This is a genomic window from Pseudomonas sp. GW821-FHT09D08 (assembly GCF_059416305.1).
In genome coordinates this window covers 15,286-36,354 of sequence record NZ_JBWKOX010000020.1, presented here as the reverse complement: position 1 = coordinate 36,354, position 21,069 = coordinate 15,286, and the positions used below count along the sequence as shown (strand labels likewise).

The window sequence follows — 21,069 nt, the reverse complement described above, 5'->3', positions numbered from 1 at the left end:
GCGTCGTGCACCCGATGGAAATTACTGAATCAACACCTCAGAACAGCGCGACGGTGTAGCTCACCGTCATGCGGGTCTGGTCCTGATTGGCATCCGCCTCGGAGTGCAACACCCCCGAGCGCATGGCGAACCCAAGGCCCTTGAAGGTGCCGTCCTGGATCACGTAGTCGAGTGCCAGGTCGCGTTCCCATTCCTGTTGATCGCGGCCGGTGGTGGTCTTGATGTTGTCGCCCTTGAGGTAGACCACCGAGGCGCGCAGGCCAGGGAGACCGGCGGCGGCAAAGTCGTAGGCATATTGGGCAAACCAGGTCTGTTCACCGGCGCGGTTGAAGCTGGTGATCATGCGATCGGTGAACAGGTAGAGGGATGTGCCGGTAGCACCTTTGTCCGGCAGCGATGCCTGGTTGAGTTGGACAAAGTTGCTGGCGTCCGAAATGCTTTGGTAGCCGCCCGTCAATGCGTGGCCACCGAGGCTGTAGGTGAAAATGGCGCTCCAGGTACGGTTATCGATCTCACCCGAGGCATCGTCGCTGTAGCCACTGGTGCGATAACCGGCACTACGCCCTGCCGCGCGGCCATTGGCACCACTGGAATCGGTGTCGAAGTAGCGCAGGTCGGTCTTCAACGCCTGCCCTTCACCCAATCCCAGCACGTGCTGCAGGCCGTAAAATTGCTGCGTGTAATAGTCCTCAAGGTTGGCCACGTAGTACTGCAGCGTCAGGTCTTTGTTGACCTTGAAATCGCCGCCGGCAAATACGAAGGCAGTGCTCTGGCGTGTACCACCGGCGACGGCCAGTCCGGTGCTGTCTGTGGAGCCGCGCCCGGTTGCATGTTCCAAACGACCCGCCGTCAGGCTGAGGTTGTCGATTTCTGTGCTGGAGATCTGGGCTCCTTCAAAGGTCTGCGGCAGTAGGCGGCCGTCATTGGCTTGCAGGATCGGCAGCTTGGGCATCAGCGTGCCGTAGCGCAGTTCGGTTTGGCTCAGGCGCATCTTGGCGGTCAAGCCAAGGCGGCTCCATTCGTCAGTGGCGTGGTCTCCTGCGGATGGAATCATCGAACTGCCGCGATGCCGCCCTTGCCCGCTGTCCAGCGTCACGCCGAGCAAGCCCATGGCGTCGAGGCCAAATCCTAGAGGGCCATTGGTAAACCCCGAGGTGTAATTGAGCATGAAACCTTGGGCCCACTCCGCGGTTTTACTCTGACTGGCTGGCCCTGCCCGGTCGCGGTAATCGTTGTTGAAATAGTAATTGCGCAGGCCCAGCGTGGCTTTGCTGTCGCCGACAAAATCCGCCGACGCGGGCTGACCGAAGAACAGCAGGCAAGCGCCGGCGCTCAAGCCCGTGAGGGCCAGGGATATTTTCATGGGAAGTATGTCCAGTGAAATTATTGTTGTTATGGATGACATTTATCGAGGAACGGCCTGGGGGCCGCCCTTTAATACCCCGTCATGCAAGGGTCAAACGCGCTCGATCACCATCGCGACGCCCTGTCCAACCCCCACACACAGGCTGACCACGGCGTAGCGCTGCTGGTTACGCTGCAAGGTGCGACAGGCACTGAGCACCAACCGGGCGCCTGAGGCCCCTAATGGATGCCCGATAGCAATCGCGCCGCCCAAAGGATTGACGCGGCTGTCGTCAAAGCTAAGTTCCAGCGCCTTGAGGCAGGACAACACCTGCGGCGCAAATGCCTCGTTGATCTCGATCAGATCCACCTGTGCCAGGCTGATACCGGCGCGCTGCAACGCCACGTTAATCGCCAGGTACGGGCCGATGCCCATGATGCGCGGCTCTACGCCTACCACTGCCGAAGACAGGATTCGGGCCATGGGCGCAACATCGTGGGCCTGGCCGATGGCTCGATTACCCAACAGCAAGACTGCGGCGCCATCGTTGATGCCCGACGCGTTGCCGGCAGTCACGACGCCGCCGGGGAACAGCGGGTTGAGCCGCGACAACGCAGCAAAATCGGACTGTGGCCGTGGATGTTCGTCAACGCTGATCAGCTGGGTTTGCCTCTTGCGCCCAGTGGGCACCTCCACCGGCAGGATCTCATCGGACAGCCAGCCCGACTTCAACGCGTGGGCATAACGTCCCTGCGACGCGGCAGCAAAGTGATCGGCCTCATAGCGGGTTATGCCATACATCAGGGCGACGTTGTCACCGGTCTGCGGCATGCTGTCGTTGCCATACCGCTGAACCAGTTTCGGATTGGAAAAACGTGCGCCGATGGTGCTGTCCGCCAACTCCTGGGTGCGGCTGTATGGACCCTCGGCCTTGGAGATCACCAGCGGCGCCCGCGACATGCTTTCGACGCCTCCGGCCAGGTACAGCGTCCCCTCACCGCAGGTGATCGCCCGCGCCGCATCGATGACTGCGGACAATCCGCTGGCACACAAGCGGTTGACAGTCTGGCCTGGAACGGAGCACGGCAGCCCGGCGCTGAGCAATGCGTTGCGCGCCACGTTACGGCTGTCCTCGCCGGCCTGGTTGGTGCAGCCGAGGATCACATCCTCCACGGCATGTTCCGGCAGACCTGAGGTCTGCATCAGGTGCGCCAGCAGGTTGCCGACCAGGTCATCCGGCCGCATGCCCGACAGGCTGCCGCCGTGACGGCCAAAGGGGGTGCGCAAACCGCTGTAGATATAGGCATCAAGCATGGCAAATTTCTCGCTCAATCAAAGTGGCTCGGCGGCTGCCGGCATTGAGTTTTCGGCGCTGCACAGGGCGATTCCCAGGCGTGCCCGGCGGCGTAGCCAGTTACTGGGGCGGTAACGCGGGTCGCCGGTGAGGGTATGCATACGCTCCAGAATCAGCAGCAGTCGCCCCGCGCCCAGGGTGTCCCCCCACGCCAGCGGCCCGTGGGGGTAGCCGAGGCCCAAGCGCACCGCCATGTCGATATCCTCGACGCTGGCGATGCCCTGTTGAGCGATGTCGCAACCCAGGTTGACGATTGCTGCCAGCGTGCGCTGCAGCACAAAACCGCAGCTGTCGCGCAGCATCACCACGTGGCCACCGTCGCGACTGAACAGCGCATGGGCGGCCTCCTGCATATCGACGCGGGTTGCCGGGTTGACCATCAGGCAGCGCAGCGCACCCAGCTCCAGCACGGTATCGATCGCTACGCTGCGGGAGGGGTCGACACCATGGCGCAAAGCCGATTCGCTGGTGTCGTCACCCAAGGGCGCCAGCAGGCACAAGGCGTCGGGCGATGGGCTCGCGCCTGTCTCGACGTGTGCGCCCAATTGCCCAAGCAGTGCCAGCACACGGGTCTTGCCCAGATCATCGTCCGCAGCCACCCACACGGCGGGCAGTTGCGCGCACGTCGGTACGGGCTGGAGCGTCGAGGGGCTGGCGCTGTTGCCGTCGTATCGATAAAAGCCCTGGCCAGTCTTTCGTCCCAGGTGCCCGCCGGCCTGCATCAAGCGCAGCAATGGATGGGGTCGGTAGCGCGGTTCCTCATAGAACTGGTGATACACCGATTCCATCACCGGTACGCTGACGTCCAGCCCCACCAGGTCCAGCAACTCGAACGGCCCCATTGGAAAACCCGCGCCGTCCCGAAGCAGCGCGTCGATCAGCGCCGGTGTGGCGATCCCTTCGCTGAGCATGCGCAACGCTTCGGTACCGTAGGCACGACCGACATGGTTGACGATAAACCCCGGGGAGTCCTTGGAATCCGCCGAGTAATGGCCGACCTTGCGGACCAACGCGCGTAGCCGCTCAAGCGCGTCGGGCTGTGTAGCGATGCCCCCGATCACTTCGACCAGGCGCATGCGCGGCACCGGGTTGAAAAAGTGCAGGCCGGCCACCCGCCCTGGATGCCTGCAGACTGAGGCAATCGCGGTAATGGACAACGACGACGTGTTGCTCGCCAACAGTGTGGTTTCATCGAGCAGTTCGTCCAGTTGCCGGAACAGCTGCTGTTTGACCTCAAGATCTTCGACAATCGCTTCGATCACCAGCTCACAGTCATCCAGCGCTTCCAGGCGATCAACCACCTGCACCAACGCCAGCGCATCACACGCCTTCTGCTGGCTGATACGGCCCTTGCTCTGCAACGTGGCCAGCGTCGTCACCAATGCGCTTTGCGCGGCGCGCGCCGCCCCCGGGCGCACATCGAACAGTGAGATGTTCAAGCCGGCCAGCGCCATGACCTGGGCAATGCCCTGCCCCATGGCACCGACACCGACCACACCGATTCGCTGAATGGGTAATGCGTTCATAGGCCGAGGTACTCCGGTGTGCGCTTTTGCAAAAACGCCTGCATGCCTTCTTTCTGGTCGTAGGAGCCGAACAGCAGTTGAAAGGATTTACGCTCCAGGGTCAGAGCCTGCTCCAGCGGCAGATCCATGCCGGCAAGCACCACTTCTTTGATCTGCGCGACGGCGATGGGCGGCATAGCCGCGATGGCCACCGCCATTGCCAGGGCTGCGGTGAGGGTCTGCGCGTCGGGTACTACTTCGCTGACCATACCCATGCGCAGGCCTTCGCCGGCGGTGAACTGGTCGCCCGTGAACAGCAGGCGCAACGCCTGGAATTTGCCCACCGCACGCAACAAGCGTTGGGTGCCGCCCGCGCCGGGCATGATCCCGACCTTGACTTCGGGCTGGCCGAAACGGGCCGATTCCCCTGCGATAATCACATCGCAGTGCATCGCCAGCTCGCAGCCGCCGCCGAGAGCGAAGCCGTTTACGACGGCAATCACCGGTTTGCGACATCCAGAAATCGCCTGCCAATGCCGCTCGGCATGTCGGGCATACAGCTCAAGCGCAGTGGCGTCGACCATTTCACTCAGGTCCGCACCGGCGGCGAACACCGTAGGGCTGCCAGTAAGGATGATGGCGCGTGTATCAGGACATGCGTCGAGACGTCGAAACTGTACTGCCAGCTCTTCGCGCAATGCCATATTCAACGCATTGCGAGCCTTGGGGCGATTGAGGCGCAACAGTGCAACGCCCGGTGCGGGTTGTTCGTGCAGAACCAAGGGTTCGGGACAATCAGATGCGTGGCTCATAGGGGCTCCGTGGCCAGGTAAGTGGGCAGGCGTTAACCACGAACGATGCCGGCGGCATAGAGGCGCTCAATCTGCTGAGCGTCCAACCCGAGGTTCTCAAGCACTTTGCGCGTGTCTTGCCCCAAGGTCGGTGGCGGGCTGCGATAGGTCGCCGGGGTACGCGAGAGCTTCACCGGCGAGCCGATGCCACGGTAGTCGCCGATGTCCACCAATAGGCCGCGATGCTGCGTGTGTGGGTGGGCCACTACGGTATCGATGGATGCAATGGCCCCGCACGGCACGCCCACGCTGATCAACTGTTGGGCCAGCGCCGCCCCATCATGGGCAGCCATATGCTGTTCCAGTGCAAGCTTGAGCGCCTCGCGGTTGACCGAGCGAGCGCCGTTATTGACGAATCGAGGGTCTTCAAACATTTCGCCCGCGCCCAACTGCTCACATAACTTGGCAAACTGGCGATCATTGCCCACCGCCAGGAAAATCGGTTCGGTACCCGTGGCATAACTGTCATAGGGCGCAATGTTGGGGTGGGCATTGCCGGTGCGGCGCGGCGTTTTACCGGCGGCAAGGTAGTTGGGCACATGGGGGTGCAACAGCGACACACCGCAGTCGTACAGGGTGATGTCGAGGGATTGCCCGAGGCCGCTGCAATGACGCTCATTAAGTGCCAACAGTACGCCAGCCAGTGCATTGAGCCCCGTCACCATGTCGACAATCGGAAGGCCGATGCGCAACGCGCCGCTGTCGGCTTCGCCATTGACGCTCATAAGGCCGGCCATGGCCTGGATCACGGCGTCGTAGCCTGGGAGGCCGCCGAGCGGGCCATCGCCGCCAAATCCGGAGATGGCACAGTGGATCAAGCTGGGGAAACGCTGGCTCAACACTTCGCTGTAATCGATACCCCAGCGTTTCAGGGTGCCAGGTTTGAAGTTTTCGATCAGCACATCGGCGCCTTCAAGCAGGCCCATCAGCAATTCAATCCCTTCAGGCCGGGAAAGGTCCACGGCGATCCCCTGCTTGTTGCGGTTGACGCCACGGTAGTACGAGGCGTCGGCACCTTCAAAGGGTGGCCCCCACCCGCGCGTTTCGTCGCCGCTCAACGGTTCCAGCTTGATGACCTCGGCGCCATGGTCGGCGAGCGCCTGAGAGCAGTAAGGGCCGCCCAGCACACGGCTGAGGTCGATCACTTTCAGGCCGTCGAGGGCCCCTTTGGAATGGTTCATCAGTGCACCTGCGATCAATGGAAAAAGGATTCAAACCGGCATCAGCTGCATGGCCTCGGCGTGAGAAAGCGGACTTTCGTCGGCCAGGCGTGACAGCAATTGCGCGTTGATCGAGGGTTCAGGGTTGAGCGGGTCGCGGGGCAGCAGCTTGTGTTGCAACAACAAATGGGCCAGGGCCAAACGGCGACTGTTATCCGGTTGTTGGCTGGCTTCCCACGCCATGAAAATCGCCGTGGCGATGTGATACAGGGCACTACCGGCCTGGCGCACTTCGTCGTCACGTCGCTCGCTGGCTACGGTCGACATACGCGCCACCGTGCGACCCAACAGGCTTGCAAACAGACGATGGCTCTGCGCGGGCAAGCCAGCATCAGCCAGCAGTGTCGACAGGTGCTGCTGCAGCGGTTCGAGCGCTTGTTCACGGATGACGGCACGGCCGATATCCAGGGCCACGATATTACTCGTGCCTTCCCAGATGGAGCCCAGGTGAGCATCACGCACCAGCCGCGCATCACTCCACTCTTCGATATAACCAATCCCGCCACGGACTTCCATGGCGTCACCCGTCACACGGCGGGCATCGCGACAGGCGCGGAATTTGATCAGTGGCGTGAGGATACGTACACACTTGCGCGCCGCTTCATCGCCCGCATCCGCCTTGGGCAGCAACGTGGCAATCTGCATAAACATCGAGCGCGCCTGCTCGGTAGGCAGCATCATTTTCAGCAATTGCCGTTGCATCAATGGCATCTCGATCAAATGCTTGCCAAACGCGCGACGGTGCCGAGCGATATACAAGGCCTCGTTCACGCCGCGCCGCATCAGGCCGGCGGCGCGCACGCCATTGGACAGGCGTGACATATTGACCATGTCGGCCATCTGCTGAAAACCGCGCCCCACTTCGCCGATCAGGTAGGCCGTGGCGCCTTCCAGGGTGATTTCACCGCTGGCCATCGAGCGTGTGCCGAGTTTGTCTTTCAGACGCTGAATCCGGTAGGCGTTGCGCGAACCGTCCGGACGCCGCTTTGGCAATAAAAACAGGCTCACACCGGACATCCCGTCCGGGGCGTCATCCGGGCGCGCCAGGACCATTGCCAGGTCGGCATCCGGGTTGGAGCAAAACCACTTTTCGCCGCTCAACAGCCATTCGCCGTCCTTAAGCGTGGCGCGGGTTTGAGTGCGCGACACATCCGAACCGGCAGCCTGCTCGGTCATGAACATGGCACCCTGGAACAGCGTGTCAAAGTCCTGAGAGACCAGGGACGGCAGGTAGCGCGCCACCAGTTCCGGCGCGCCGAATTTTCGCAAGGTACGCGTCAGGGAGTCGGTCATGCTCACGGGGCAGCACAGGCCGAACTCGGCCTGCACAAACAGAAACGTGAGGGCATATTTGACCAGTGGCAGCGTCCCGTCATCGCGGTGACTCATGGCTGCCAGGCCCAGCTCGGCATACGCTACGCGCTCCAGTTCGACAAAATCCGGGTGCTTCTGGATGCTCTGGATGTCTTCACCACGGCGGGTGCGCGGCAACAACTTGGGCGGATTCTTGTCGGCCGACAGAGCCAGTACATCCAGCTCGTTACCGGCGCGAGCCCCCAGCTGTTGCCAGGTCGGCAACCAGTGTTGATAGAGATCGGAGGGCAGGTAAACCTTGAGCAGCGCGGCAAGGCCTGCGTCACATTCGAACAGGTTGAGGCCACGACTATCAGGAATATTCAAGGGGTCGTGGAGCGCTTTGGACACGGCATTCATGGTGACTCTCCTGGTTCTTGTGGAATCAGAGTAGGGTCAGCATCGATAAGTATCTAATACAAAATAAATCAACTACGATAATAAAAAATTATCATAAGCCGAGGGCGTGCCATGGATCTCAAACAGCTGCGTTATTTTGTTGCGGTGGCCGAAGAGCTTCACTTTGGACGCGCTGCCACACGGCTGTTCATCTCCCAACCGGCCCTGAGTTTTGACATCAAGAAGCTCGAAGGTCAGTTGGATATCCAGTTGCTGAACCGCAATAACAAGTCGGTGAGCCTGACCAATGCGGGCCAGGTCCTGCTCAATGAAGCGCGCTACCTGTTATTGCGTGCCGAGCAGGCCAAGCGCCTGACCCTGCGCTCCGCCCAAGGGTTTGCCGGTCGCTTGAGTGTGGGGTTCGTCAATTCTGTGTTGTACCGCGGTTTGCCCGAGGCGGTAAAAACCTTCGAACAGGACCACCCCGATACGGAGATCGTGCTAATGGAGATGAACAGCGCGGAACAGGCCCAGTCGTTGCAACGCGGGCAAATCGATATTGGGTTTGTGCACTGGAGCAAATTCCCCGACAGCATCGAGTGCGAACGGCTGTTGCGCGAACCCTTTGTCTGCTGCCTGCCAACGTCACATCGGCTCTCTGACCGCGACAGCATCGACCTGCAGGCGCTGGCAGATGAAGATTTCATTCTGTTCCCGCGCACGGTGTCGCCGCACTACCACGACCTGATCATCGCACGCTGTGTCGACGCAGGTTTCAGCCCGCGCATCCGCCACGAAACACGCCTCTGGCAGACGGTGGTAACCATGGTGGCTTACGGAATGGGCGTGGCGCTTGTACCACAAACCCTGGCCAAGACCCTGCGCGAAGGCGTGCGCTATTGCGCGATCAATGGGGACGGCGCACTTTCCGAAATTCACGCCATCCGCTTGGCCGCAACGCCGTCCGCCGCCGCGCAAAGTTTTCTGGAGCGGTTCAAAACGTTGCAGCCTACGCTCCCATCTACCAATGACCTCAACGATACGAAATCCCGTATCACGCAATAATTTTTAATCATTATTTTTATCACTGTTGGCTGTATAGGCTCTTAGCTATCGGCCTTGCGTGTGCCTTGGCGGGCCGATCCGCTCATAACCCTTCGCGCAGTGAAGAAGGGTTGTTTCCAATAAAAACAACAGGATCTCACTATGAATACCGCCCAGGATATTGCCGCTCACAAAAGAGCTCGCAAGGCAGGTGTTGCCTCGTTTATCGGCACGACAATCGAGTGGTATGACTTCTACGCGTACGGCATCGCGGCTGCACTGGTCTTCGGCAAAGTGTTCTTTCCCTCAGACCTCAACCCAGGCACTGCCACCCTCCTCTCATTCCTGACGCTCTGGGCCGGATTCATCGCGCGCCCGGTAGGCGGCATTATTTTCGGTCACCTGGGTGACAAGATTGGCCGCAAAACCACACTGGTGATCACCCTGGTGATGATGGGCATAGCTACCACCTGCATCGGTTTACTTCCGACCTACCTGCAAATCGGCATCTGGGCGCCGATCGCGCTGGTGGTACTGCGGGTAATTCAGGGGGTCGCCGTCGGCGGCGAATGGGGTGGCGCCATCCTCATCGCCAGTGAAAACGCGCCAAAAGGTAAAGGCATCCTGTACGCCGCCTTCGCCCAGCAAGGTTCGCCTGCCGGCAACCTGCTGGCCACGCTGGTGTTTTTCGGTTTGAGCGCCCTGCCGGTGACAGACTTCATGCTGTGGGGCTGGCGGATCCCATTCCTGCTATCGGCGGCGCTGGTCATCGTAGGCATGGTCATCCGTCTCAAGCTCGAAGAGTCCGACGACATGAAGCGTCTTATGGCGCAAAAGAAGACGGTCAAACTGCCAATCCTGGAGGTGCTGCGCAATCACTGGCAGATCGTGCTGCTGGGCGCCGGCGTGCTGCCGATCATCCATGTGACTTACTTTAAAAGCACCTTTGCGCTGTCTTGGGCCACCAAGGAACTGGGCTATGCACAAAGCACTTTTCTCAGCGTCATCGTTATTTCTCTGATCGTTCAGTTCATCGCCCAGCCCTTTGGCGCCATTCTCGTGTCGAAGATTGATATGCGCAAAGCGGTTGCGTTCATGGTGATTCCCGAACTGATTCTGATGCCGGCGATGTTCTTTGCCGTCGAAACAAAGATCTATTGGATTGCGGTAGTGGGCATGTGCCTGGCTACCATTCCGCACTCGATGTTCTACGGCGCCGTCGGTGGCATTCTCGCGCGTGCCTTTCCCACAAAAGTGCGCTACAGCGGTTTGTCGATCGCCTACCAGCTCTGTTCACTGTTGGTAGGTGGTGCCACCCCCGTCCTTGCCCAAGGGCTGCTCAACTCCACCGGCAGCATCATTGGGGTGGCCATCGCTTCGGCTTCCTATGCCCTGGTGTCGCTGGTGTGCATGCTGCTCCTGCTCAAACGTATCGGGCATAACGCCTCCGAGCTGTCCTGCGCGGAACAGGCAGACGCCGATGAGTTGGCCGGCGACGCAGTTACAGCGTCGACGCAACCGTCACACGGGCAGCGGCCGGTCCTGGATAACTCGCTTCATGACGAGCGTCGAGGTCAACCGTTGCACATTGGGCAAGGCTGACAGACTCTCATCGTAGAGCCGCTGAAAGGCCGGCAGGTCCTGGGTAATGACGTGAAGCAGGTAATCCGGCTCGCCGAACAATCGTTGGGCATCGATGACCTGAGGAATCTGCATCAGCGCAGCCTCGAACGCATGAACGGCGGCCTTGTCACCCTCACGCAGGGTCGCAAACACCATGGCAGAAAAGTTGAGGCCAAGGGCGCCGGGGTCCAGTTGCGCACGATAGCCCATTAATACCCCTGACTCTTCCAGCGCCCGCACGCGACGATGGCACGGTGAAAGGCTGAGGCCCACGCGCTCAGCCAATTCCGTTACCGATAGGCGACCGTTTTTTTGCAGCTCTGAAATAATCTTGCGATCAATCTCATCCATCCGGAAGATTCTCCCAATTCAAAGCGCTTTGATGACTGTATTTGAAAGCACATTCTAACAATATTTCATTATTCTTCCTGGCGTTCATTATTGCGCGAGGCGCCACGATGCAAAGATGTATGAGTCACCAACGAAGGGGGGCAGCGGCATGACCTTGAGTATCTTCGTTGCCTTCTGGGCCGTATCTATTCTGTTCGTGATCACACCTGGTGCGGACTGGGCTTATGCGATTTCGGCAGGGCTGAAAGGCCGCGTGGTCCTGCCTGCCATCGGTGGGTTGCTGTCCGGGCATATCATCGCCACCCTGATCGTTGCTGGCGGTGTCGGCACACTGGTTGCCAGGCATCCACTGGCCTTGTCAGTGCTGACTGTCGCCGGCGCGGGCTACCTGCTGTGGCTGGGCGTGAATATGATTGCTCACCCTTCCACGCCCCACGCTGATCAGGTCCAGGTGTCCGACTCGTGGCAACGCTGGGCGATCAAGGGGCTGTGTGTGAGTGGTTTGAACCCCAAGGTATTCCTGCTGTTCCTGGCCCTGCTGCCGCAATTCACCGATAGCACGGCGACCTGGCCGGTACCTATGCAGATGATTGCGCTGGGGCTCGTTCATACGCTGAGCTGCGCAGTGATTTATCTGTTGGTCGGCTATGGATCCCAGACAGTGCTGCGGGCACGGCCTGCTGCGGCACGGCGTGTCAGTCGTTTTTCCGGTGCAGCCATGATCCTTATCGCAATCGTATTGTTCATCGAGCAATTACTGGGTTAACCCCTATTTCAGTGAGGCGACAAGAATGACTGATCATCCTGCACCCTATGGCAATGCCCAACCGGCTTCTCGTATCCGTATTCCGCACTTGAAGCAGATGAAGATGGAGGGCCGGAAGTGGGCGATGCTCACCGCCTACGACATGTACAGCGCAGCTGTCTTCGAGGAAGCCGGCATCCCGGTACTATTGGTAGGTGATTCGGCCTCCAACAATGTCTATGGCAACGAATCTACGCTCTCGGTCACTGTGGACGAACTGATCCCGCTGGTGCGCGCAGTCAGTCGTTCAACGAAACGAGCGCTGGTAATTGCCGACCTGCCTTTCGGCTCCTACCAGGCCTCGGCGGAACAATGCTTTCACACTGCCGTGCGCTTTATGAAAGAGGCCGGTGCCCATGCGGTCAAACTGGAGGGCGGCATTGAAATGCTGCCTCAGGTCGAGAAGCTGACGACCTGCGGTATTCCGGTCATGGCGCACATTGGTTTCACGCCTCAGATGGAGCATCAACTGGGTGGTTATCGGGTGCAGGGGCGCGGGGAAGACGCACAACGTCTGATCCATAGCGCCAAGGCCTTCGAGGCAGCCGGCGCCTTTGCGTTATTGGTCGAGATGGTGCCGGGTGAGGTAGGCCGTGAGATCACTGAAGCGGTATCGATTCCGACCGTTGGCATTGGCGCAGGTAACCAGTGCGATGCACAGGTGCTGGTCTGGCAGGACATGACGGGGCTGCGCAATGGCCGGCTGCCGCGCTTCGTCAAACAATATGCGGACCTCAGGTCTGTGCTCCATACCGCCGCCAGTGATTTTGCGCGAGAGGTGCAGGCCGGCGAGTTCCCGGGGCCTGAACATACGTTCTGACCCTCGGAACCCAGGCGTTTCAACGACTCAGTTTGAACGCCTGGCGCGCATTCTCCGCCAGGAACAGACGCCGGACATTATCGTCCAGACCCAAGGCTGCGAGTCCATCCAGACAATCCGCCGGCGTCAGCATCGGGTAGTTTGTGCCAAACAACACCTTCCCCTTTCCCGCCCCACGCATATACGCCACCAGCTCGTCAGGAAACCGCGACGCCTTGTAGGCCGATGTATCCACGTAGACATTCGGGTGCTTCATCATCAGGGAAATCATTTCGGCCACCCACGGAAAGCCGATATGTCCACCGACGATGCGTAGCTCAGGAAACTCGTGCGCTACGTTATCCAGATAAGGCATCGGGCGCCCGGGCTCAGACGGGCGCATCGGGCCTGCATGGCCCACTTGCAAACAGAAGGTGATATCCAGCTCGATGCACTCGGCGTATAGCGGATAGTATCGGCGGTCATCAGGCGGCAGCCCCCATAGCCAGGGCAACACGCGCAAGGCCTTGAAGCCATATTGCCTGACGCAACGACGCAACTCCCTTACCGCATCCATCGGCCGGCTCAGGTCCACTGACGCTACGCCAATGACCCGCTCCGGTTGCGCCGAGACCGCAGCCGCCACTTCTTCGTTAGTGATCATCGGCCCAGCCGGCCCCCACCAGGCACTGGCAAAGACCTTGGATACTCCGTCCTTTCGGAAGGTCTCAAGCGCCTCGGCCGAGGTGATGTCAGGGGTATTTTCGGCTAAAGCCTTCCATGCTGTTGGCCAGCGCCGCAATGACTCAAACATCGAGTCCTGCAAAAAGCGCTTGTTGGGAAACTGCATCCAGGCGTCGATTATTTCCACGGCGTTTTAACTCCTATTCACCCATGATTTCCCGGCGGCGTTTATCCTGGGCCCGGCGATTACCCTCATCACTCATGCCGGTGGGCAGTTCCTGGTCGAGCAGCGTGGTACGCAGGTCAATCTGCTGCATGACCGAATCCTGCAAGGCCTTCTTGGACATGGCATACGCCACGTTGCAATCGGGGGTAATGCAGCGCGCATAGGCAATCGCGGTGGCCAGCAGTTGCGATTCCTCCACCACCTCATGGAAGAACCCGAGCTTCTCGGCCTGCTCCAGCGAATAGAGCTCACCCTTGAGGGTGGTCAGCGCGCCGACCTGATCACCCAACGCGTACTTGATGATTTCCACATACGCGGCGGGCATCGGAATACCGATAGGCACTTCGTTGAGGCCGAACTTGGCCTCTTTGCGCGCGGCGATACGGAAGTCGCAATCCAGAGCCGTGATCAGACCGCCGGCAATGGCATGCCCGTTGATCGCTGCCACCGTGGGGCGCGGGTACTGGAAAATACGCAGGTTGGTCGCGCGGTATTCGGCGTACCACTGGCGGATTCGCTCTTTGTTCTGGCTGCCAAATACATCAAAGCTGTACTTGAAGTCGATACCGGCTGAAAAGGCATTGCCCTGCCCGGTTAGAATCACCGGCAACTCGCTGAACTCGGTTTCGAGCCGATCGAAGGCATCATGCAGGTCCTTGAAGAAGGTGTCGTTCTGCACATTGACCTTGTTAGTATTCATGCGCACAACCGCACACCCCTCCATCACTTCAATCTGCCATGCCATGTTTCACTCCTTATCGGTGGCGCCTCTGAATTGGCGCATCATTGAATGTCAGCAACGCTCTAGCACACAGCCAACGCAAGCTCTTCTTCCATGATTTCGCGCATCCTGAACTTCTGTACCTTGCCGGAGAGCGTCATCGGGAAGCCGTCTACGAAGCGTATGTAGCGTGGGATTTTGTAACGAGCGATCTGGCTGCTGCAGAACTCGCGTATTTCGTCTTCGTTGATCACCAGGCCTGGGCGCACGATGACCCAGACACACAGCTCCTCGCCGTACTTCTCATCCGGCACACCGATCACCTGCGCATCCTGAATGGCCGGGTGTTGATACAGGAACTCCTCGATTTCGCGCGGGGAAATATTTTCGCCGCCGCGTATCACCATATCCTTGATACGCCCCGTGATGCTGACGTAGCCCTCGGCATCCATCGTGGCCAGGTCGCCGCTGTGGATCCAGCCGTCGCTGTCGATGGTTTGAACGGTCTTTTCCGGGTCATTCCAGTAGCCTTGCATCAGCGAATAACCGCGAATACACAACTCCCCCACTACACCGGTCGGCACAGTATCTCCTGACTCAGGGTGGACCACCTTGGCTTCCAGATGGGGATGCACTTTGCCGATGGTCGACACACGTTTTTCCAGCGGTGTCTCACACGTGCTTTGATAGCTGGCGGGGCTGGTCTCGGTCATGCCGTAGGCAATAGTGACATCGCGCATATGCATGTCGCGCTGAACCCGGCGCATTACCTCAATCGGGCACGCCGTGCCGGCCATGATGCCGGTGCGCAAGGTGGACAGGTCGAATTCGTGAAAGCGGGGGTGGTCGAGTTCGGTGATGAACATCGTTGGCACACCGTGCAGGGCGGTGCAGCGCTCTTTCTGTACTGCCTCAAGGGTGCGCACCGGGTCAAACGTATCGTTTGGGTAGACAATGGTGCTGGCATGGCTCAATGCCGCCAGGTTGCCAACCACCATCCCAAAGCAGTGAAACAACGGCACGGGAATGCACAGACGGTCAGTGGCCGTGAGGCTCATGCCCTCGCCGAGGAAAAATCCATTATTGAGAATGCCGCGATGGGTCAGCGCTGCGCCCTTAGGCGAGCCCGTGGTGCCGCTGGTGAACTGGATGTTGATCGCATCAGTGTTCTTCAGCGTCGCCGCGACACGCGGGACGCGCTCGTCCAAGGCATCCCCCAGGCTCATCAGATCGCGAAAGCGCATAAAACCGGGCACTTGCTCCTCGCCCAGGTGGATCACCGTATGCAACGCGGGCAGCCTCGCAGCACTGAGCTGCCCAGGCGCGCAGGTGTTGATTTCCGGGGCAATCGTTCTGATCACTTGCAGGTAATCGGTGGTCTTGAATGCCGACAGGGTGATCAATGCCTTGCAGCCCGCCTTGTTCAACGCGTACTCAAGTTCCATGGTTTTGTAGGCTGGATTGAAGTTGACCAGGATGATCCCGACCTTGGCCGTCGCCAGTTGGGTTATCAACCATTCGGCGCTGTTGTTTGCCCAGATGGCCACACGATCGCCCGGCGCCAGTGACAACGCAATCAGGGCACTCGCCAGTTGGTTTACTTCAGCTTGAAGTTGAGAATAGCTAAGCCGGATATTCTGATGACACGAAACAAGCGCCTCATTATCGGGAAATCGCGCGACCACGTCGTCAAAGAAATCTCCCAGGGTTTTCTCTATCAACGGAATATGAACCGCGCCACGCGAATAACTTCTTTTTATTGTGTTCATCGTGTCTGTCTCAACATTGAAGTACTGCTGTGCCTGTATGCACAGTACGAGAGTCGACAGCGCTGGCACATTGGCAAAACTGACGTTTTTTATGCCAATCTTGCCAAGCCAGTAATTCCCTGCGGGTGTGCGCCAGGCTGCGACTATTTCGGGCCTACCAGAGTGGCAAGCTGTAGCTGACGATCAGGCGGTTCTCATCCAGATCACTCAGGAAGTTGCTGCGGGTGGTGGCGTTACGCAGCTTCAACGCCAGGTTTTTCAGTGGTCCGCTCTGAATGACATACCCCAGATCCGTGTTGCGCTCCCAGGTTCTGCCTTCGCTCAGCCCCGCCCCGCGGTCCACGTTGTCACCCGAGAGATAGCGGGTCATCAGGGTCAACCCGGGAATGCCCAACGCGGCGAAGTCATAGTCGTAGCGCACCTGCCATGAATGCTCATCGCGGTTGCCAAAGTCGTTGATCTGTACCTGGTTGAGCAAAGCATCGTCCGCGCCATTGACGTAGGCGAAACCGGTGCGACCGCTGAGGTGCTGGTAGCCGGCGCTGAAGCTGTGGCCAAGCATTTTGTAGGTAAACAAGGCGCCCAGAGCATCGTTGCCCACGTTACTTCCGCCATCGGCACCCGAGTGTGCAAATCGGATATCGGACTTAAGGCTTTGCCCACCCCCCAACGGCAATTGGTGCACCAGATTGATCAAGTGTTGTTTGTAGATGCCATCAAGACCACCGTAGTAATAACTGGTGAACAGTGTCGGGGTCCATTGATAACGACCTCCGCCAAACAGAAATTCATCACTGGTTTTGGCACTTCCCAGCACTATATTGCGCTTGCCGCCATTGAAGACCGTCATCACTTCATTGTCCGAAGAGTCGCGCTGATTGACCCGATCAAGACGGCCCAGGTCAAGGTTTAAACCCTCGATCTCGTTACTGGCCAACCAGGCCCCGCGAAAGGTCTGCGGCATAAGGCGTGAGTCATTGCGCATCAGAGGCGGCAACACCGGCTGGACTGTGCCGAGCTTCAAGGTGCTCTTGGAAATACGTACCTTGGCAGTAAAGCCAGACTCGCCATATTCATCCTTGGCACGCTTTGGCCCGACCGCATTGGTCTTGAGCAGGCCAGTGCCAACCCGATCAGGGCTGGAGTCCAGTTTCAGCCCCAGCATCCCGATGGCATCAATACCGAAACCTACCGGGCCCTCGCTGTAGCCGGACTCTAAGCGCAACATAAATCCTTGCGCCCATTCCTCTGCTTTATTTTGCGCCGAGCCGCCCTGTCGGAAGTCGCGATTCATATAGAAGTTACGCAGTTCCAAAGTGGATTTACTGTCCCCCAGAAAGTCTGCGTGAGCCGATCCGACAATACCCAGGGCCGCGCCTGCGCAGAGTGCGGGCATAACTGTACCGAAGTTGAAATGCATGGTTAGTCTACCTTTCGCTATTTTTATTGTTATTGCTGTTTTTTATTATTTTCGACTGTGACGCACACTTTAGTGCCGCTGGAATGATTCCCAACGTCACCAAACTTATTCAAACTTCCTGTTCACATTAAGCTGTAACTTGCGTTACTCCTTATTGGGCGGCCATGCGCAGTGCACCATCGAGGCGAATCACCTCGCCGTTGAGCATGGGGTTCTGCACGATCGACGCTACCAGTTGCGCGTACTCGCTACCGCGTCCAAGACGTGACGGGAACGGCACCGTTTTGCCTAGGGACTCCTGTACTGCTGGCGGTAGACCCAGCAGCATCGGCGTCTCAAAGATGCCGGGGGCGATGGTCACGACTCGAATGCCGACACGTGCCAGCTCGCGGGCAATCGGCAGTGTCATGCCAACCACGCCAGCCTTGGATGCCGCATAGGCCGCCTGACCGATTTGCCCATCAAAGGCGGCCACGGAAGCGGTCGTGATGATCACCCCGCGCTCGCCATCGCCATTGGGCACATTGTTGCTCATGGCGGCGACGGTCAATCGGATGGCGTTAAACGTACCCACCAGATTGATCGTGATTGCCCGTGCAAAGGTCTCCAAGTCATGCGGCCCCACTTTACTCTGCACCTTCTGCCCAGGCGCAACGCCGGCGCAGCAGATCAGTCCATCCACCCGACCGAAACGGCTCAACGATTTATCAATAGCGACCTGCATGGAGTGTTCGTCGACCGTATCCGCATGCACAAACAACGCGGCCGTTCCGAGTTCATTCGCCAGCGCTTCACCTGCCGCTGTATTGAGATCAGCCAACACTACCTGGGCACCGGCCTCGACCAACCATTTGGCTGTGGCAGCGCCTAACCCTGAAGCACCACCCGTGATGAAAAAAACCGAACCTTCGATGTTCATGAAAGACCTCTTGGAGAATTAACGAGAAGCACCAAATTGAGTTTTGCGTCGCTGGCAGAACGCGGCGACGCCCTCTGCAAAGTCGGCGCTGGCGGAAACCGCCACGAACGTGGCTTTTTCGGCTGCCAAGGCCGTTTCCAGGGTTGCGTCCAGGCCGCTACGCAGCAAGCGTTTGATCCCCCCATGCGCCGCCGCGGGGCCGTCGGCCAAACGCTGGGCGATGGCCAGGCCAGCGGTGTGTAGTTCATCGCGAGGCACCACTTCAGTCACCAGGCCCGCGGCCTTCGCGTCCGCGGCGCTCAGTTTCGGGTTCAACAACGCGATGGCCATGGCCCGATGCAACCCAACCTGCCGTGGCAGATGCCAGGTAGCACCGCCGTCTGGCGTTGCGCCAATTGCGCTGTACGCCATCAGGAAGCTTGCATCGTCGGCCGCGACCAGAATGTCGCATGCCAAGGCCAGCGACAGGCCAAAGCCAGCGGCCGCGCCGTTGATCAAAGCCAGCACCGGACAGGGCAATTGCGTCAGCCCGGTTACCGCTTCGTTGACGGCACTGATCAGGGTTTCCAACTCATCGGCGCACGCCGCGTTGGAGACATTCAACAAAGCCTCGAAGCGGCGCACATCGCCCCCCACCATGAAGTGCGCGCCACTGCTGCGCAGCACCACAACGCTTGGCGGGTTCACTACCAACGAGCGCACCGCATCTCTCAGCGCCAGCCCCATGCCCAGATCCACACTGTTGCCCGTCTCAGGACGATTCAACGTGATGAAACCAATGAGCCCTTGGCGTTCGACTTGAACGCCTGCATCTGTGTTTAAAGCAGCTGTCATATCGACCTCGCAGACCTTCACGCGTGAGCCGTCGAAGGTTTTGGGCGCAGGATTTCGTCGTAGTCGTCAAGCGACGGAAACTCGAGCGCGGCACGCTGATCCAGGGTCAACAGATGCTCGCGATACTTCGCCAGGTAGTCCTCACGCGCCGCCTGGCTGATATAGGGCACATGGAAGGCCACAAATGGCGGCAGCACCGTAAGACCGACATAGCCCAGCACACCGCGCTGGATGGGCTGCAACAGGATTTCCAGCTCACCGTGCACAGCGCCCGGACCAAACATATGGTCCTGCCCGCCCAGGGAGAACGCGAGCATGGCTTTTTTATCCTTCAAGCCGCCGCGGTCATAAATGCGTGCACCGCCATAGCAGTACCCCGAGATGAACACGCGGTCGAACCAGCCCTTCATGATCGCCGGCATGCTGAACCAGTAGATCGGGAAGTTGAAGATGATCAGGTCGGCGCGCTTGATCTTCTCCAGTTCAGCGAGGATGTCCGGCGCGAGGGTGCCAGTGGTGTAACCGTTGCGCTGCTCCAGGGCGTAGACCAGGTGCTCGCTGTTGGCGCGCTGGCCAAAGTCGCTGGCGCTGGCGACAGGGTTGAAGTTCATCGCGTATAAATCAGACACGTCCACCTCATGCCCCTGCCCGCTCAACACCTCCACAGCGAGGTTGAACATGGCCGTGTTGAATGACTGCGGTTCGTTGTGCGCGTGGACAATCAGTACGTTCATGAAAGCTCCGGTCAATGGCTGATGAGCTCACTGTACGGAAGCGGATCGCGGTGCTAAATTGGCATTAATGACTATTTTTATGCGTAATTTGCCATTATGAAAATCACCCCGGTACGCGTCGCCATTCTTGCTCTCGATGGCTGTTATGCCTCCAGCCTCGCCGGCATCGCCGACGTGTTCCATGTCACCAATGCGCACCTCAGTCGCCAGCAACATAAGACCGGTAAAGCCATTGCCCGGCCTTTTTCCTGGCAGTTCGTGTCGAACAAGGGTAAGCCCGTCACGGCATGCAATGGATTGGCGTTGAACATTGCCACCCCACTGCCGCAAGAGAAGGTCGATATGATCTTTATTCCGGGGCTGTACTACGCCGGGCATGACGCTTTCGAACAGATGCTCGAATCCGCCGCTCCGCAGTTAGAGTGGCTCAAGGCGCAATGGCGCGAGGGCGCGGTGCTGGCCGCTAATTGCACGGGTACCTTCCTGCTTGCCGAAACAGGCTTATTGCAGGGCCGCCAGGCCACTACCACCTGGTGGCTGGAGCGGCTGTTTCGCGAGCGCCACCCCACGGTGAACCTGCAATTGCGCTCGATGGTGACTGAGGAAGACCGCCTGTGGTGTGCCGGCGCCAATGCCTCGTATCTGCTGCAAGGGGTCAGGATGGTTGAGCATTTCTGTGGCGCGAATACCGCGACCCTGACCGCCAAAACGATGCTTATCGACACCAGCCAGACCACTCAACTGCCTTATCTGCCCCTGCAGATGGAAACCGTGCACAGCGACACCATGGTCGCCAAGGCACAGCACTGGCTGCTCAAGCACTTTGCCGAGGACATAAGCCTGCCTGAGCTTGCTTCTGCGCTGTCAGTCAGCGTGCGTACGCTGATCCGTCACTTCAACAGCGTGCTGGGGACAACGCCCCTCGCCTACCTGCAAAATCTGCGTATTGAGATATCCATGACCCTGCTCGAGAGCGGCGATCTGAGCATCGAGGAGATTGCCAATCAAGTCGGTTATCAGAACGCCAGTTCCTTTACGCGATTGTTTCGCCAGCAAGTGGGATCGACGCCAGCCGCTTATCGCAGTCGGTTTGCGACAACGGGCGGCAATCGACAACGATAGTCCAACCACAAACGTGCAAGCCACGGCCCCCAGTGCAGACGTACTCTGCGG

At 59.2% G+C, this 21,069-nt stretch carries 19 protein-coding genes; 5 read left to right on the top strand and 14 right to left on the bottom strand.

The features are described from left to right. Positions 1 to 37: 37 nt before the first annotated feature. From AC07OP_RS25865 to AC07OP_RS25840, 6 genes are all read right to left on the bottom strand, one after another. Positions 38 to 1,363 carry an OprD family porin gene (locus tag AC07OP_RS25865; RefSeq protein ID WP_495102539.1) on the bottom strand — a complete coding sequence of 442 codons (1,326 nt, stop codon included), beginning with the start codon at positions 1,361 to 1,363 and terminating at the stop codon, positions 38 to 40. A 93-nt stretch (positions 1,364 to 1,456) separates the two neighbouring features. Continuing rightward, a complete protein-coding gene (locus AC07OP_RS25860) occupies positions 1,457 to 2,659 on the bottom strand; it encodes a 3-oxoadipyl-CoA thiolase (RefSeq protein WP_495102538.1) in 1,203 nt (400 codons plus the stop codon). Between the two features lie 18 nt (positions 2,660 to 2,677). After that, positions 2,678 to 4,225 (bottom strand): 3-hydroxyacyl-CoA dehydrogenase, encoded by a 1,548-nt coding sequence (locus AC07OP_RS25855; protein ID WP_495109923.1) that lies wholly within the window; start codon positions 4,223 to 4,225, stop codon positions 2,678 to 2,680. Continuing rightward, entirely contained in the window at positions 4,222 to 5,016 is a 795-nt protein-coding gene (locus AC07OP_RS25850; RefSeq protein ID WP_495102536.1) for an enoyl-CoA hydratase, read from the bottom strand. Before AC07OP_RS25850 ends, AC07OP_RS25855 begins: the two co-directional genes overlap by 4 nt. A gap of 32 nt (positions 5,017 to 5,048) precedes the next feature. Continuing rightward, positions 5,049 to 6,236, bottom strand: coding sequence for a CaiB/BaiF CoA transferase family protein (locus AC07OP_RS25845; protein WP_495102535.1), 1,188 nt, complete (start codon positions 6,234 to 6,236; stop codon positions 5,049 to 5,051). A 30-nt stretch (positions 6,237 to 6,266) separates the two neighbouring features. Beyond that, a complete protein-coding gene (locus AC07OP_RS25840) occupies positions 6,267 to 7,988 on the bottom strand; it encodes an acyl-CoA dehydrogenase family protein (protein ID WP_495102534.1) in 1,722 nt (573 codons plus the stop codon). A 111-nt stretch (positions 7,989 to 8,099) separates the two neighbouring features. On the opposite strand from AC07OP_RS25840, the gene AC07OP_RS25835 reads away from it, so the two are divergent. Together AC07OP_RS25835 and AC07OP_RS25830 are read left to right on the top strand one after the other, a co-directional pair. Beyond that, positions 8,100 to 9,032 carry a LysR family transcriptional regulator gene (locus tag AC07OP_RS25835; RefSeq protein ID WP_495102533.1) on the top strand — a complete coding sequence of 311 codons (933 nt, stop codon included), beginning with the start codon at positions 8,100 to 8,102 and terminating at the stop codon, positions 9,030 to 9,032. Positions 9,033 to 9,173: 141 nt separating this feature from the next. Next, positions 9,174 to 10,613: an MFS transporter gene (locus AC07OP_RS25830; protein WP_424082653.1), complete on the top strand. Its 1,440-nt coding sequence runs from the start codon at positions 9,174 to 9,176 to the stop codon at positions 10,611 to 10,613. Here the strand turns inward: AC07OP_RS25830 and AC07OP_RS25825 are convergent. Beyond that, positions 10,533 to 10,985: an Lrp/AsnC family transcriptional regulator gene (locus AC07OP_RS25825; protein WP_177009980.1), complete on the bottom strand. Its 453-nt coding sequence runs from the start codon at positions 10,983 to 10,985 to the stop codon at positions 10,533 to 10,535. The two genes, AC07OP_RS25830 and AC07OP_RS25825, sit on opposite strands and share 81 nt — an antisense overlap. A 148-nt stretch (positions 10,986 to 11,133) precedes the next feature. On the opposite strand from AC07OP_RS25825, the gene AC07OP_RS25820 reads away from it, so the two are divergent. Beyond that, a complete protein-coding gene (locus AC07OP_RS25820; protein ID WP_495102532.1) occupies positions 11,134 to 11,751 on the top strand; it encodes a LysE family translocator in 618 nt (205 codons plus the stop codon). A 25-nt stretch (positions 11,752 to 11,776) separates the two neighbouring features. Continuing rightward, the gene (gene panB, locus AC07OP_RS25815; protein WP_495102531.1) at positions 11,777 to 12,610 is read left to right on the top strand and encodes a 3-methyl-2-oxobutanoate hydroxymethyltransferase; all 834 of its coding nucleotides are present in this window, start codon (positions 11,777 to 11,779) and stop codon (positions 12,608 to 12,610) included. A gap of 19 nt (positions 12,611 to 12,629) precedes the next feature. On the opposite strand, the gene AC07OP_RS25810 is transcribed toward panB, so the two are convergent. From AC07OP_RS25810 to AC07OP_RS25780, 7 genes are all read right to left on the bottom strand, one after another. Beyond that, positions 12,630 to 13,460, bottom strand: coding sequence for an amidohydrolase family protein (locus tag AC07OP_RS25810; RefSeq protein WP_495102530.1), 831 nt, complete (start codon positions 13,458 to 13,460; stop codon positions 12,630 to 12,632). A gap of 13 nt (positions 13,461 to 13,473) precedes the next feature. Next, positions 13,474 to 14,244: an enoyl-CoA hydratase/isomerase family protein gene (locus AC07OP_RS25805; RefSeq protein ID WP_495102529.1), complete on the bottom strand. Its 771-nt coding sequence runs from the start codon at positions 14,242 to 14,244 to the stop codon at positions 13,474 to 13,476. A 59-nt stretch (positions 14,245 to 14,303) separates the two neighbouring features. Next, the gene (locus AC07OP_RS25800) at positions 14,304 to 15,989 is read right to left on the bottom strand and encodes an AMP-binding protein (RefSeq protein WP_495102528.1); all 1,686 of its coding nucleotides are present in this window, start codon (positions 15,987 to 15,989) and stop codon (positions 14,304 to 14,306) included. Between the two features lie 154 nt (positions 15,990 to 16,143). After that, entirely contained in the window at positions 16,144 to 17,409 is a 1,266-nt protein-coding gene (locus tag AC07OP_RS25795; RefSeq protein WP_495102527.1) for an OprD family porin, read from the bottom strand. Positions 17,410 to 17,560: 151 nt separating this feature from the next. Beyond that, positions 17,561 to 18,328: an SDR family NAD(P)-dependent oxidoreductase gene (locus AC07OP_RS25790; protein WP_106803943.1), complete on the bottom strand. Its 768-nt coding sequence runs from the start codon at positions 18,326 to 18,328 to the stop codon at positions 17,561 to 17,563. Between the two features lie 18 nt (positions 18,329 to 18,346). After that, positions 18,347 to 19,162 (bottom strand): enoyl-CoA hydratase/isomerase family protein, encoded by an 816-nt coding sequence (locus AC07OP_RS25785; RefSeq protein WP_495102526.1) that lies wholly within the window; start codon positions 19,160 to 19,162, stop codon positions 18,347 to 18,349. Between the two features lie 17 nt (positions 19,163 to 19,179). Then, positions 19,180 to 19,896: an NAD(P)H-dependent oxidoreductase gene (locus tag AC07OP_RS25780; protein WP_106803944.1), complete on the bottom strand. Its 717-nt coding sequence runs from the start codon at positions 19,894 to 19,896 to the stop codon at positions 19,180 to 19,182. A gap of 96 nt (positions 19,897 to 19,992) precedes the next feature. Here AC07OP_RS25780 and AC07OP_RS25775 point away from each other — a divergent pair, with 96 nt between their 5' ends. After that, positions 19,993 to 21,018 carry a GlxA family transcriptional regulator gene (locus AC07OP_RS25775; protein WP_424082639.1) on the top strand — a complete coding sequence of 342 codons (1,026 nt, stop codon included), beginning with the start codon at positions 19,993 to 19,995 and terminating at the stop codon, positions 21,016 to 21,018. The last annotated feature ends 51 nt before the right edge of the window (positions 21,019 to 21,069 follow it).

Excerpts from the sequence above, each read along its gene's own strand:
- AC07OP_RS25865 (WP_495102539.1), bottom strand. The coding sequence starts at position 1,363 with ATGAAAATATCCCTGGCCCTCACGGGCTTGAGCGCCGGCGCTTGCCTG.
- AC07OP_RS25860 (WP_495102538.1), bottom strand. The coding sequence starts at position 2,659 with ATGCTTGATGCCTATATCTACAGCGGTTTGCGCACCCCCTTTGGCCGT.
- AC07OP_RS25855 (WP_495109923.1), bottom strand. The coding sequence starts at position 4,225 with ATGAACGCATTACCCATTCAGCGAATCGGTGTGGTCGGTGTCGGTGCC.
- AC07OP_RS25850 (WP_495102536.1), bottom strand. The coding sequence starts at position 5,016 with ATGAGCCACGCATCTGATTGTCCCGAACCCTTGGTTCTGCACGAACAA.
- AC07OP_RS25845 (WP_495102535.1), bottom strand. The coding sequence starts at position 6,236 with ATGAACCATTCCAAAGGGGCCCTCGACGGCCTGAAAGTGATCGACCTC.
- AC07OP_RS25840 (WP_495102534.1), bottom strand. The coding sequence starts at position 7,988 with ATGAATGCCGTGTCCAAAGCGCTCCACGACCCCTTGAATATTCCTGAT.
- AC07OP_RS25835 (WP_495102533.1), top strand. The coding sequence starts at position 8,100 with ATGGATCTCAAACAGCTGCGTTATTTTGTTGCGGTGGCCGAAGAGCTT.
- AC07OP_RS25830 (WP_424082653.1), top strand. The coding sequence starts at position 9,174 with ATGAATACCGCCCAGGATATTGCCGCTCACAAAAGAGCTCGCAAGGCA.
- AC07OP_RS25825 (WP_177009980.1), bottom strand. The coding sequence starts at position 10,985 with ATGGATGAGATTGATCGCAAGATTATTTCAGAGCTGCAAAAAAACGGT.
- AC07OP_RS25820 (WP_495102532.1), top strand. The coding sequence starts at position 11,134 with ATGACCTTGAGTATCTTCGTTGCCTTCTGGGCCGTATCTATTCTGTTC.
- panB (WP_495102531.1), top strand. The coding sequence starts at position 11,777 with ATGACTGATCATCCTGCACCCTATGGCAATGCCCAACCGGCTTCTCGT.
- AC07OP_RS25805 (WP_495102529.1), bottom strand. The coding sequence starts at position 14,244 with ATGGCATGGCAGATTGAAGTGATGGAGGGGTGTGCGGTTGTGCGCATG.
- AC07OP_RS25800 (WP_495102528.1), bottom strand. The coding sequence starts at position 15,989 with ATGAACACAATAAAAAGAAGTTATTCGCGTGGCGCGGTTCATATTCCG.
- AC07OP_RS25795 (WP_495102527.1), bottom strand. The coding sequence starts at position 17,409 with ATGCATTTCAACTTCGGTACAGTTATGCCCGCACTCTGCGCAGGCGCG.
- AC07OP_RS25790 (WP_106803943.1), bottom strand. The coding sequence starts at position 18,328 with ATGAACATCGAAGGTTCGGTTTTTTTCATCACGGGTGGTGCTTCAGGG.
- AC07OP_RS25785 (WP_495102526.1), bottom strand. The coding sequence starts at position 19,162 with ATGACAGCTGCTTTAAACACAGATGCAGGCGTTCAAGTCGAACGCCAA.
- AC07OP_RS25780 (WP_106803944.1), bottom strand. The coding sequence starts at position 19,896 with ATGAACGTACTGATTGTCCACGCGCACAACGAACCGCAGTCATTCAAC.
- AC07OP_RS25775 (WP_424082639.1), top strand. The coding sequence starts at position 19,993 with ATGAAAATCACCCCGGTACGCGTCGCCATTCTTGCTCTCGATGGCTGT.